7 protein-coding genes are annotated in these 12,798 nt (G+C 71.0%); 5 read left to right on the forward strand and 2 right to left on the reverse strand.

Features of this window, described 5'->3' with window-relative positions:
- Positions 1-4: 4 nt before the first annotated feature.
- Positions 5-880, forward strand: a complete 876-nt coding sequence (locus ACIOGX_RS34315) for a 3-hydroxybutyrate dehydrogenase (RefSeq protein ID WP_401918586.1) — start codon at positions 5-7, stop codon at positions 878-880.
- A gap of 246 nt (positions 881-1,126) precedes the next feature.
- Entirely contained in the window at positions 1,127-3,049 is a 1,923-nt protein-coding gene (locus ACIOGX_RS34320) for a helix-turn-helix domain-containing protein (RefSeq protein ID WP_401918588.1), read from the forward strand.
- A gap of 40 nt (positions 3,050-3,089) precedes the next feature.
- Here ACIOGX_RS34320 and ACIOGX_RS34325 read toward each other — a convergent pair whose 3' ends face one another.
- Positions 3,090-4,496 carry an MFS transporter gene (locus ACIOGX_RS34325; protein WP_384772498.1) on the reverse strand — a complete coding sequence of 469 codons (1,407 nt, stop codon included), beginning with the start codon at positions 4,494-4,496 and terminating at the stop codon, positions 3,090-3,092.
- Between the two features lie 590 nt (positions 4,497-5,086).
- Between ACIOGX_RS34325 and ACIOGX_RS34330 the strand changes: the two genes are divergently transcribed.
- A complete protein-coding gene (locus ACIOGX_RS34330; RefSeq protein ID WP_401918590.1) occupies positions 5,087-6,109 on the forward strand; it encodes a DUF4331 family protein in 1,023 nt (340 codons plus the stop codon).
- A gap of 752 nt (positions 6,110-6,861) precedes the next feature.
- Here the strand turns inward: ACIOGX_RS34330 and ACIOGX_RS34335 are convergent.
- Entirely contained in the window at positions 6,862-8,205 is a 1,344-nt protein-coding gene (locus ACIOGX_RS34335) for a hypothetical protein (protein ID WP_401918592.1), read from the reverse strand.
- A 638-nt stretch (positions 8,206-8,843) separates the two neighbouring features.
- Between ACIOGX_RS34335 and ACIOGX_RS34340 the strand changes: the two genes are divergently transcribed.
- Together ACIOGX_RS34340 and ACIOGX_RS34345 are read left to right on the forward strand one after the other, a co-directional pair.
- Positions 8,844-11,558 carry a glycoside hydrolase family 97 catalytic domain-containing protein gene (locus ACIOGX_RS34340; RefSeq protein ID WP_401918594.1) on the forward strand — a complete coding sequence of 905 codons (2,715 nt, stop codon included), beginning with the start codon at positions 8,844-8,846 and terminating at the stop codon, positions 11,556-11,558.
- Positions 11,559-11,826: 268 nt separating this feature from the next.
- Positions 11,827-12,675 (forward strand): hypothetical protein, encoded by an 849-nt coding sequence (locus ACIOGX_RS34345; protein WP_401918596.1) that lies wholly within the window; start codon positions 11,827-11,829, stop codon positions 12,673-12,675.
- Positions 12,676-12,798: the final 123 nt, after the last annotated feature.

Raw genomic sequence — 12,798 nt, forward strand, 5'->3', positions numbered from 1 at the left:
GAACATGACCGCGCCCACCACACCCGAATCCGTACCGGGTCCGGGCCCCCTCACACCGGGGTCCCGCACCGCCGACCATCCCGCAGTGGCCTCCGATGCCGTTGTCCCCGCCCCTCTCCTTCTTGATCTGACGGGCCGCACCGCGCTGGTCACCGGCGCCGCGAGCGGTATCGGCCGGGCCTGCGCGCTGCGACTCGCGGCGGCGGGAGCCCTGGTCAGAGCCGTGGACCGGGACGCTCACGGTCTCGACTCGCTGGCCGGGGAGGCGGGCGGGCTGCCCGGGACGGTCGAACCGCGGGTCCTCGATCTGACCGATCTCGACGCGGCGGAGCGCGTGGCGCGGGGGACCGACATCCTGGTCAACAACGCGGGACTGCAACTGGTCCGCCCGATCGAGGACTTCCCGCCGGACGTGTTCCACACCGTCCTGACGGTCATGCTGGAGGCGCCCTTCCGGCTGATCAGGGGCGCGCTCCCGCATATGTATGGCCAGGGCTGGGGCCGGATCGTCAATATCTCCTCCGTACATGGGCTGCGCGCCTCCCCCTACAAGTCGGCTTATGTGGCGGCCAAACACGGCCTCGAAGGGCTCTCCAAGACCGCCGCTCTGGAAGGTGCTTCGCACGGGGTCACCTCCAACTGCGTCAATCCCGCGTATGTGCGCACACCACTGGTCGAGAAGCAGATCGCCGACCAGGCGGAGACACATGGCATTCCCCGGGAGCGGGTGGTGGCCGATGTCCTGCTGCAGGACTCCGCGCTCAAGCGGCTGCTGGAACCGGACGAGGTGGCCGAGGCGGTGGCCTATCTCTGCACTCCCCAGGCGTCGTTCATCACGGGCACCTCGCTCGCGCTCGACGGCGGCTGGACCGCGCACTGACCTCGGGCGGGGCGCTGCCGTAGGGTCCCGGCGGGGGGCATCGGCCGTGGCCCGGACGGGGCTTGGCGGTCGCCCGGGAGATGGCTGGCCGTGGCCCGGACGGGGGTTGGCGGTCGCCCGGGAGGTGGCTGGCGGTGGCCCGGACGGGGGTTGGCGGTGGCCCGGGAGGGGGGCCGAGTTGTCCACATCGCATCCGTTGTCCACAGGGCTGGCGCGGCCGGCCGTAGGGCGGGTAATCCTGTGTCCATGTCCGATGCCATGTCCCACGACCAGGCTTCCTACCTGGAGCTCCTCGCACGCGGCGCCGCGCCGGAGGCGTACGACCGCCCCGCGCTGCTCGCCCGTGCCGAGGGCGCCGGGCCGGAGGCGCTCGCCGCGCTGGAGCACGCCAAACGGCTCGCCCTGCGGGTACGGGCCGAGCTCGCGGAGCGGCGGCGCCGCGAGGCCGAGCTGTCGGCGCTCTTCGAGACCGCGCACGACCTGGCGGGGCTGCGCGATCTGGACGCCGTGCTCCGCGCGATCGTCCAGCGCGCGCGTTCGCTGCTCGGCACGGAGGTCGCCTACCTCTGCCTCAACGACCCGGCGGCGGGCGACACGTACATGCGGGTCACCGAGGGCTCGGTATCGGCACGCTTCCAGCAGCTCCGCCTCGGCATGGGGGAGGGGCTCGGCGGACTCGTCGCGCAGACCGCGCGCCCCTACGTCACCGACAGCTATTTCGACGACCCGCGCTTCGAGCACACCACGACCATCGACTCCGGTGTACGGGACGAGGGGCTGGTCGCCATCCTCGGCGTGCCGCTGATGCTCGGCAGCCAGGTCATCGGTGTGCTCTTCGCCGCGGACCGCCATGCCCGGGTCTTCGAGCGCGAACAGATCGCCCTGCTCGGCTCGTTCGCCGCGCACGCGGCGGTCGCGATCGACACCGCGAATCTGCTGGGGGAGACCCGGACGGCGCTCGCCGAGCTGGAGAAGGCCAACGGGATCATCAAGGAGCACAGCGCGGTCATCGAACGCGCCTCGGACGTGCACGACCGGCTGACCGAACTGGTGCTGCGCGGCGGGGGTGTCCACGACGTCGCGAGCGCGCTCTCCGAAGTGCTCGACGGCACAGTGGAGTTCGCGCACCCCGATTCCCCCTCGGTGACGGCGCTGGAACTGACCGGCACCGCGGGCCGCGCCAAGCGCCACGGCGAGGTCTGGGGCGCGGCCGTATCGGCCGGCGGCGAACTGCTCGGCGCGCTCGTCCTGCGCGGGCACCCCGGCCTCGACCCCGTCGACCAGCGCACCCTGGAGCGGGCCGCCATGGTCACCTCCCTGCTGCTGCTCGCCCGGCGCTCCGCCGGTGAGGCCGAACAGCGGGTACGGGGCGAACTGCTGGACGACCTCCTCGACGCTCCCGACCGCGATCCGCGCCTGCTGCGCGAACGGGCCGTGCGGCTGCGCGCCGACCTCGCCGCCCCGCATGTGGTGCTGGCCGCCCGGATCGACGGTCCCGCCCCCGGTACGGCCGGCGCCTCGGGAGCCACCGAACGCGAGACCGCCGACCGGCGCCGTCTGTGGTCCGCCGCGTCCCATCTCGCGGCGACAGGACAGGGCCTGGCCGCCACCCGCGACGGCGGCACGGTCCTGCTGCTGCCGCTCGCCCCCGGCGACACCGCGGCCGAGCTGGCGCGACGTACGGCCGGGCAGCTCGGCGGCGCCCTGCGTGAGCCCGTCACCATAGGCGCGTCCTCGGTCATCGAGGCACCCGCCGCGCGTCCGGGCGCGATAGCCGAGGCCTACGCGGAAGCCAGACGCTGCCTCGACGCCCTGCGGCTGCTCGGCCGCTCGGGCGACGGCGCGGCCGCCCAGGACCTCGGCTTCCTCGGTCTGCTGCTCGCCGACACCCGTGACATCGAGGGCTTCGTGCACCGCACCATCGGCGAGGTCGTCGCGTACGACCTGCGCCGGGGCACGGATCTCGTGCGGACCCTGGGCGCCTACTTCGCGTCCGGGATGAGCCCGGTCCGTACGAAGGACGAACTGCACGTCCACGTCAACACCGTGGCCCAGCGTCTCGAACGCGTCGGCCGGCTGCTCGGCCCCGACTGGCAGTCACCGGCGCGGGCCCTGGAGATCCAGCTGGCGCTGCGGCTGCACGCCATGTCGGAGGCCGTCGTACGGTGAACGGGGAGTTCCACCGTACGACGGCCTCCGACAGCGCCCCTCAGACTCCGCTGATACGGGAACCGGCGTCATCGGCCCGGCGCGGCGCGGGCACCCCCTGCCGGGCCGGCTCCGCCTCGACATCGGCCAGATCGCGATGCCGGGTCTCGCGGGCGCACACGATGGCGACGACGGTGATCAGCGCGGCGGCGATGACGTACAGGGCGATCGGCGTCGAGCTGTCGTAGTCGGCGAGCAGCGCGGTGGCGATGAGCGGCGCCGGCGCACCGGCCGCGACCGAGGAGAACTGCGCGCCGATCGAGGCACCGGAGTAGCGCATCCGGGTCGCGAACATCTCCGAGAAGAAGGCCGCCTGCGGCGCGTACATCGCACCGTGCAGCACCAGCCCGACCGTGACGGCCACGAGCAGATTGACGAAGCTCGCGCTGTCGATCAGCGCGAAGAACGGGAACATCCAGGCACCGACGCCGATGGCGCCGATCAGATAGACGGGCCGGCGCCCGATCCGGTCCGACAGCGCGCCCCAGGCGGGGATCACCGCGAAGTGGACGGCGGAGGCGATGAGTACGGCGTTGAGGGCCGTCTGCTTGCTCAGCCCCGCCGAGGTCGTGGCGTACACCAGGATGAAGGCGGTGATCACGTAGTAGCTGATGTTCTCGGCCATCCGCGCGCCCATCGCGACCAGCACATCCCGCCAGTGGTGCCGCATGACGGCGACGAGCGGCATCTTCTCCGTACCGGCCCCGGCAGCCGCCGCCTTCCGCTCCTCGGCCTTGGCCAACGCCTCCTTGAAGACCGGTGATTCATCGACGGAGAGCCGGATCCACAGGCCGACGATCACCAGCACCCCGGAGAGCAGGAAGGGAATGCGCCATCCCCACGAGCCGAAGGCCGCGTCCGAGAGCAGCGCGGTGAGCGCCGACAGCACCCCGGTGGCGAGCAACTGCCCGGCCGGCGCCCCGGTCTGCGGCCACGAGGCCCAGAACCCGCGCCGCTCGGCGTCCCCGTGCTCGGACACCAGCAGCACGGCCCCGCCCCACTCCCCACCGAGCGCGAACCCCTGAATCAGCCGCAACACGGTCAACAGCACGGGCGCCGCCGTACCGATGGTGGCGTGCGTGGGCATCAGCCCAATGGCGAACGTCGCCCCGCCCATCATCAGCAGACTCAGCACCAGCAGCTTCTTGCGCCCGATCCGGTCGCCGTAATGCCCGAACACCAACGCGCCGAGCGGCCGCGCGGCGAACCCCACGGCGTAGGTGAGAAAGGACAGCAGCGTCCCGACGAGCGGATCGGAGTCGGGAAAGAAGAGCTTGTTGAACACCAGCGCGGCGGCGGATCCGTAGAGGAAGAAGTCGTACCACTCGATGGTCGTGCCGATGAGGCTGGCGGCGACGATGCGCTTGAGGGAGCTGGGCGTTGGGGGAGCGGATGCCGAGGCAGCCATGGTCACCACTTCCGAGCGGTCTGGGGATGGTTGCTGTGTCGCCACACCGTAGGAATGCCCAGGTCAGGGGCCCATGTGGTGGGACACCATAGTTCGGCCCCGACGTGTGCGCGTGCGACCCATGTCAGGTGTCCGGGGCGCGCGGCACGTACATGATCGACAGCGGAGCGGGCGATATCGAGGGTGGGTCATTCGGCGCGAGTTCCATGTGTTCCCGGCTGTCGCGGTGAATCACTCCGATGCAGGAACATCACCCGCGAAGTCCGCTGGGCGCGATCAGCCCGATTGGTACTCATCGCCCAGGATCCGGTCGGGTAGGCGCCGGCCTCACGCGCGTCTCCTCCGCTCCGGAATCGCCCGCGCAGGTGAATCACACACGTGACATGAGGTTCCCCGGTTCAGCCATGGAGGTCACGGCACAAGGCGTGAGTACGCCAGCGGTTTCGATCTCTGGTAGGTGTTGGCGTAGCGCGAAAGACGTTGAAGCGCGGCGTCATCGACACCTTCGAGGTGGCCACGAACCTCACCACGCGATCAGCTCGGTTTCGATTCGCTCGAGAAGAGAATCTGAAGGAGAAAGGGCTCCCACTGTGTCTCATCACCTCGACACTCCGCTGGCTGCGCAGAACGGTCAGCTTTACATCGACGACCTGTATGTATTTGCCGGTGAGAGCAGCACGGTGTTCGTCATGGACGTCAACTCGAATATCACGGGCGTCTACGCGGAGCCGGGCTTCCACCCGGAGGCGCGCTACGAATTCAAGGTGCACTTCGACGGTGCCGACACCGAGACCCTCACGTACCGGATCGCCTTCAGCGAACCCGACGCGGACGGCCGCCAGAACTGGCAGTTGCACGCTCTGACGGGTGGCGATGCCCGGGAGGACACTGCGGAAGGCGAACTGGTGCTGCACGGGCGCACCGGAGAGACGGCGGCTGCCGGCGGCACTCGTGTCTGGGCCGGGCGCATCGCCGACCCCTTTTACATCGACCTCTCCCTGCTGGCTGTCATCAACGGGGCGATGGCCAAGGGCACCGCGGTGGACCTCTCGAGCTGGCGCCCGGGGGAGGCGAAGAACAGCTTCGAGGGCACCACCGTGGAGACGATCGTGCTCGAGGTGCCCCACAGCGACTCGCGTCTGCGGCCTGGGGCCCGCATCGGCGTGTGGTGCGCAACGAAACTGGCCACCGACGCCGGAGGCTGGCGGCAGATCAACCGGGGCGGTCACCCGATGATGTGGCCGATCTTCTGGCCCGGCGACACCGACTTCTCCAACCCCGCCAACACCCGGCACCCGTCCCAGGACGTGTCCGCCGCCGCGCAGTCCATTGGGGATCAGGTCGCCGCTGTCGTCGCGGCCACCGGCACTTCGGCCGACCCCCAGGGCTATGGCCGGACCGTGGCCGGACAGCTGTTCCCCGACGTTCTGTCCTATGTCGTCGGAACCCCGGCCAGCTTCGGATTCACCACCCGCAACGGCCGCACGCCGGCCGACAACGCGCCTGAGGTGATGCTCTCTCTCGTGACCAACATGGCGGTCCCGTCGGGTCTCAGGCCCTCGGTAGCCCAGCGGATGCGAGCCGACGGTTTTCCGTACGTCGTGCCGGCGTGACACGCGGCCGTGCCGTGCCCCGAGTGCACCGCCCCCTGCCGATGACGGTTTGCCAGGAACGTGTAACTGGCGCCGCGGCACCCGGGCCGATCATGGACGTGGAGATGTGCGGGCCTCGGCCCACGGCTGGACGACGGCTTCTCCCGGCCGGGGAGTGGGCCCGGTGGCCGCGCGCTGAGCGCTGATCCGCTACACGACGGCGCTGAACGTCTTCGGCCACACCGGCGATCCGCATAGGTCCAGCGACGATTTCGAAGGATTCCGCGCCTGCCCCCGCTTCGGCGTCATGCCAGAGGCACAGGTGGGGGAAGTGGCTGCACGGCGGTGCGAACAGAGCGGTCACGTGGCTGCTCCTTCACCGTGAGGGACGAGCGGCACCCTGGCCATGGCCCTCCTCGGCGCCCGGCCGGCCCGGATGGACGGCACCCGCGTCGACCGGCTGCCTGTCTCCACCGAGTACAAGCGTCCGTGGACAGGCCTGGAAGGGGTGTGGGCCGCCGAGTGCGTTCATGTGGTGAATGCTCGTGCTCTTGTGAACGCGCCGACCGCCATGCGGCATGATCAGTCCGTACCGGAGCCTCCGGCAACCGAAGCCGACCGTACTTCCGAGCCCGGTCACTCACCCTGGATGTGGGACCGCCTGCCCGGCGTCGAGGGGCTCACCGCGACGGGCACGCGCGCGGACCATGGCGTGACCCTCGAGCCGGCCGTTCCCTTTCGGTGCTCGGTGCTCGGTGCTCGGTGCTCCGGTGTCATAGGGATGCGGCGTGCTCTGTCAGGAGTGCCACCCCGGGGTGGGCGCTGTAGGGGCGGAGTACCTGACGCATGGTGGTGAGGGAGGCGTGGACCCGGGCCGATCGCAGGCCCGGATAGTCGTCGAGGAACCGCTTCCAGGTGGTGAGGGATTCTTCGAGGCTGCCCTGGCGGAGTTGTGATTCGGCCAGGAGGGCCGTGGTCAGTGCCCTGGCCCGGCGTGCCCGTGGTGCGCGGGCGCGCAGTGAGGCGTGGAAGGCCCGGTCGGCGGCCTGGTGGTCCCTGAGCGCCGTCAGTGTCCGGGCTCGCTGGTAGTGCAGAGCCGCGGTCGGGTAGCTGCCGAAGGGGTCGGAGGGATCCTGGTCCGCGCGGCTGTGGAGGACTTCCGCGGTCCGCAGGGCGAGGAGTGCCCGGGGGCGGTCGTGGGCGCGTGCGTGGGCCAGGGCCAACTGGGACTGGGTGAAGGACTGGGTCAGGGGCGAGGAGTGGCGTGCGGCGGTGGTGGCGGCCTGTTCGGTCAGGGTGAGCGCGGGCTGCCGGTGTCCGAGTTCCAGCGCGTGGGAGGCGAGTGCTCGCAGAGCGATGGTGTACGTGTGCGGGTCTTCGGCTTCGGCGGCCAGGTGGGCGGCTGTGCGGTGGTAGTGCTGGGCCAGGGCGTCGGCGCTGTCGTCGGCGCACATGTTGCCCAGCAGGACGGTGAGCTGCGCCGCTTGTGTGAGGAGCTGTTTGTGCACCACCTCACCGGCTTCGGCGAGGAGCCAGGGGGTGACGTCGTCGGCGAGGTAGGCGGTGAGCGCGGTGCGGGCGTGGCCGCCGCCGAAGGTCCCGGCCGAGGCCGCGAAGAAGGCGGTCATGCTCTGGAGCGCCTCGACCTCCGTACGGCCCACTCGGCGTCCGGCCGCGACTCCCGCGCGCCGGGCCGTGGTCCGGGAGAGAAGGTCCTCCCAGTTCGGGACCGTCAGCGCGGTGTGGCTATAGACATCCACACCCAGTTGTCCTCCCCGGGTGGGGTCCAGTTGGCTGTTGGTGAGTTTGGCCAGATGGTGCACGGGGTTTGCCTCCCAGGACCAGTCCGGTATGCGGGCGGGGGCGTGGGTCAGACCGGCGTCGTCCGCGGCCAGGGGTCTGCCGAGGCGCCGGGCGAGTGCCTCAAGGATGTAGGCGGGCGCGGGGGGACGAGGACGGGTGCCCGTGAGCCAGCGCGTCACCGTCGAGCGGTGCACGGTCAGGTCGTGACCGCGTTCGGACGCCACCGACGAGATGGCGTGGGCGAGCTGGGCCGTGTTCCATCCCGCCTCCTCGAGAAGCCGCGCAAGCCGTGCGTTGGGTTGCTGAGAGGACACTTCTTCCTCGTTCTCAGCCCTAAGGCATGTCTTCGAAGTCCCGTTCGCCCGGCAGCGTCCGGTACGCACGCTCGCCGCGCTTTCGGGATCATCCACGTACGGCCTGTACGGGAATGACCTTCCGCTTCGCGATCGCACGTACTGGACGCCATCGGACCCGCCTTGTGAGCGGACGACGCCGCTCCGAAGCCATGCCCTTTCCAAGATGACTTGGTGGCGGCGCTCTTCACAAGGGCGCATAGGTGGAGCACGCGCAGCACGCCAGCGCTTCAACTCCCCTGTGCGGGAACGGGTTCGGCGGATGTGCCGAAGGGGAGTTACCCGCCCGGATCGGGCACTCAATCCCGGTGCACCGTCGAGGGCCGGTTCCCCTGCCCGGTATCGGCTGCGCGTTATGGATTCTGTTGGATTCTGTGCGACAGGCCCTGGCGGATCCGGTGGATTCCGGCGGACAATCCACAGGACGGGCGCCTCTGCACGCTCAGCCCTGTCGTCTTCAACTCGCGCCCCGCGTTTGCCCGGTGGGTCCGGCTCCGGCCGCACCCGCGAGGTGGGTCCGGCTCCGGCCGCGCCCGCGAGGCGGGTCCGGCTCCGGCCGCACCCGCGACCGCGCCGCTCCCGAGTGAGAGGGACAAGCGATGACGAACAGCAGACCGAGTTCAGCCCATCGATCGCGTGCCGTGTGCGCGACCGCGCTCGCAGGGGTGCTGTGCCTGGTGACCCCGGCGGTGGCTCAGGGCGACGCGAGCGACACCCGGCCCGGCGTCCCGGCTCAGGCCGATGGCGCCGTCTGGACCGTGTCCCGTGGCGGACCCGCCGCCGTCGTACGGCTCGACCCCGCCGGTGGCTCCGTCACCCTCGCCGTACGCGACGGGAGCCGCACCCTCGTGGAGCCCTCGCCCGTCGGCATCGTCACCGAGGAAGCGGATCTGACGCACGGGCTGCGCCTGGTGGACCGTGAGGACCGTCATATCGCGGAGCGCTACACCACCCTCGTCGGCAAGGAGCGCCGCCGCACCGTCGACATGGCCGAGTCGCGCTTCACCCTGCAAGGGGCGGACGGGGCCCGGGTCGATCTGGTCGTGCGCGCGGCCGACGACGGGGTCGCTTACCGCTACGTGCTCCCCGGCGGTGACGGCGTCGGCGGCTCGGGCGCCGTGCTGCGCGAGGCGTCCGGCTTCGTACTGCCGGAAGACGCGCCCGCCCGGCTGAGCGACTACTCGGTCAACTACGAACAGCCGTACGACGGTACGACCGCCGCCGGCGCGGAGAGCGGACAGTACGCCTACCCCGCGCTCTTCCAGGTGGGCGACGACCACGTACTGCTCTCCGAGGCGGACGTCGACGGCCGCTATCCCGCGAGCCGCCTCGTGCACACGGCGGGCAGCGGTCGCTACGACGTGGCGCTGGCCGACCCCTCCGTGCCCATACCCTCCGACGGTCCGCTCGCCACCCCCTGGCGGACCGTGATCGCGGGCGATCTGGCCACCGTGACCGAGTCCACGCTCGTGGACGACCTGGCTCCGCCGTCCCGCGTCGCGGACACCTCCTGGATCCGCCCCGGTAAGGTCGCCTGGTCCTGGCTCGCCGGCTTCGGCGCGGCGCAGCGCAGCCTGGAGACCCAGCAGCGGTTCGTGGACTACGCGGCGGCGCACGGCTGGGAGTACTCCCTGGTCGACGACGGCTGGAACACCACCGACTGGATGCCGCAACTGATGGAGTACGCCGAACGGCGCGGCGTGGGCGTCCTGTTGTGGATGCACTGGACCGATCTCGACACCGCCGCCGAGCGCACGGAGCAGCTGGACAAGGTCAAGAAGTGGGGCGCCGCCGGACTGAAGATCGACTTCATGGACTCCGACTCGCGCGAACGCATGGGGTGGTACGACGAGATCCTCCGGGACACCGCCGACCGTGAGCTGATGGTCAACTTCCACGGCTCGACCCTCCCGCACGGCATGCAGCGCACCTGGCCGCACGTGATGGCGATGGAAGGCGTGCACGGCGCCGAGCAGGGCGATGTCCAGGCCGACGACATGGCCACACTGCCCTACACGCGCAACGTGGTGGGCTCCATGGATTTCACCCCCATGGGCTTCCAGTTCGGGCAGCGCAACAACACCGAGGCCGCCGAGCTGGCGCTCTCCGTCGTGTACGAGTCCGGGTTCCAGAACTACGCGGGCAGCGTCGAGGCGTACCGGGCCCGGCCCGAGGTCGCCCGGTTCCTCGAACAGGTCCCGACCGTCTGGGACGAGAGCCGGCTCGTCGCCGGTGTGCCCGGTGAGGGGGCGACCTTCGCGCGCAGGAACGGCGACCGGTGGTTCCTCGGCTCCGTCAGGGCGGGCGACGCGCGTACGGAGCGGGTGCCGTTGACGTTCCTGGGACCCGGTTCGTGGCGGGTCGATGTCGTGCGGGACGGCGCCGGCGGGCTGGTCCGGCAGAGCCAGGTGATGGACCGTCACGGCATGCTCGCCGTACCGGTGTGGGCGGACGGAGGCTTCGTCGCTCAGATCTGCCGCGCCGTGCCGGGCCGCGAGAGCTGCGACCGGCCCGTGGACGCGGTGCCGGTCGGCACGTTGTCCGTGACCCCGGCGAAGGCCGACGCCCGGCCGGGAACGACGGTCGACATCGAGGCGGGCTTCGTGCTGGACGAGGCGGGCCCCGCCGAGGACGTGACGCTGAGCGCCCGTACCCCCGACGGCTGGGCGGTCGACGGCGCCGGCGCGACGGCGGACGAGCTGGCCGACGGCGCCGAACTGACGGCGTCCTGGCGGGTCACGGTCCCCGTCGATCCGGCGTACGGGGCCACGGAGATCCCGGTCACGGTGGCCTACCGGGACCCGGACGCCCGGCGGGGCGCGCCGCCGCTGACGGTCGAGCGCACCGTACGTGTCTTCGTGGCGCGCGAAGGCATGGTGTACGTCAGCTCGTTGCCGTTCGTCTCCGAGACGAACGGCTGGGGCCCGGTCGAGCGCGACCTGTCCAACGGCGAGAACGGCGCGGGCGACGGCGGCCCGCTGCGGCTCGGCGCCGTGACGTACGACAAGGGGCTCGGGGTGCACGCGCGGTCCGAGGTGACCGTCGATCTGAACGGCGCGTACGACCGTTTCATGGCCCGGACCGGCATCGACGAGGAGAAGCCGGACAAGGGCTCGGTGGTCTTCGAAGTGATCGGCGACGGCCGGGTCCTGGCCGGCAGCGGCGTGCTGGGGCCGGCGGACGCGGCGCACGCGTTCGACGTCGACGTGAGCGGGGTACGGCGGCTGACGCTGCGCGTCACGGACGGCGGCGACGGCATCGACTCGGACCACGGGGACTGGGCGGACGCGCAACTGCGGGAGAACGACGCGTAGGGCGTGTTGGAGGAGTCCCAGCTGCCTGCCCATGTGCCCGTCTGCCCGTCTGCCCGGCTGTCAGGCAGACGGGCACCTTCCTCGGATCCGCCTGGGGCTTGATCGTTCGGCTCGTGGCGCTCGCGAGGAGCGACGAGTACGGGCTCGCCCGACCTCCGCGTGTGGTCCTCGACCCCGCCCCCGGACGCACGCCCTGTCGGAGGCGAACGGACCGCCCCCGGTCACCACGGACCGGGGGTTGTCAGTGGCAGGTGCCAGAATTTCCCTCATGTCTCTCGCCGACCTGACTTTCGATCGCTGGCGCGCCCTGGACCGGGACGCCGCGCACCGCCGTGCCCGGGAAGCCGCACAGCAGGTGAACGGACGACTGGTCGACTTCGACGGCGGCCCGCATCCGGGCGGTTCTCTGTATCGCGCGGTGATCGAGCGCGAGGGGCAGCGGTTCGCCCTGATACCCGGCGGCGAGGTGCGGGTGGGGTTCGACCTGGACGCCTGGCAGCCACTGCCGGAACAGCTCGACTCGTACCGGACCGAGAGCCTTGCCGCCGGGTTCGGTTTCGACGACGACCTCGCCGACCATCTCGCGCGGTATCTCACCCCGAGGCGTTCGGTCACGGTGCCGACCGTGCTGATGGCGGTGGAGCCGGAGGAACTGTCCGGGGAAGGCCCCGTCGTGGAATCCCTCGCTGAGCGCGGTCTGCGACTGCCTGGTCCGGACGAATGGGAACACGCCTGCGGGGCGGGCGCCGAGACGCTGTTCCGCTGGGGGTCCGCCTGCCCGCTCGACCGTTCCCCATACGGCGGCAGCGGCGACGGCGGCACCGTCGCCGCCGACGGCGCCGGCCACGACCGCCCGGCCGATCACCGGCACCGGCCGAACGGCTTCGGTCTGCACATAGCCCGTGACGTCTACGAGTCGGAAGTGACGTCCGACAGGGGATCGGTCTACGGCGGCGACGGTGGCGAGGCGGTCTGCGGTGGGTACGGCGCCTTCGTCAGCTGGCTGCCCCTGGCGACCGCCAACCGCAACCCCGGCATGGCCGAATTCATCAACGGCCCCGAGGGCGAGGACATGAGCGATGAGTTCGGTGTCCGTCCGGTCCTCGACCTCGGCTGAACGGGGCGCATGTTCCGTCCGGTTCGGCCGTGACGCGTGACGGCGTGAAGATCCGATCAATCGCGCTGGCCGATTCCCGTTCCCCGCACTGCTGTTGAGGCCGTCTTCGCCAGGGGAGAGGTC

This window comes from Streptomyces sp. NPDC088147, assembly GCF_044741565.1.
Taxonomy (GTDB): Bacteria; Actinomycetota; Actinomycetes; order Streptomycetales; family Streptomycetaceae; genus Streptomyces.

Bases quoted from the DNA above. Each gene is read 5' to 3' on its own strand.
- ACIOGX_RS34345 (WP_401918596.1), top strand. From the start codon at position 11,827: ATGTCTCTCGCCGACCTGACTTTCGATCGCTGGCGCGCCCTGGACCGG.
- ACIOGX_RS34320 (WP_401918588.1), top strand. From the start codon at position 1,127: ATGTCCGATGCCATGTCCCACGACCAGGCTTCCTACCTGGAGCTCCTC.
- ACIOGX_RS34315 (WP_401918586.1), top strand. From the start codon at position 5: ATGACCGCGCCCACCACACCCGAATCCGTACCGGGTCCGGGCCCCCTC.
- ACIOGX_RS34325 (WP_384772498.1), bottom strand. From the start codon at position 4,496: ATGGCTGCCTCGGCATCCGCTCCCCCAACGCCCAGCTCCCTCAAGCGC.
- ACIOGX_RS34340 (WP_401918594.1), top strand. From the start codon at position 8,844: ATGACGAACAGCAGACCGAGTTCAGCCCATCGATCGCGTGCCGTGTGC.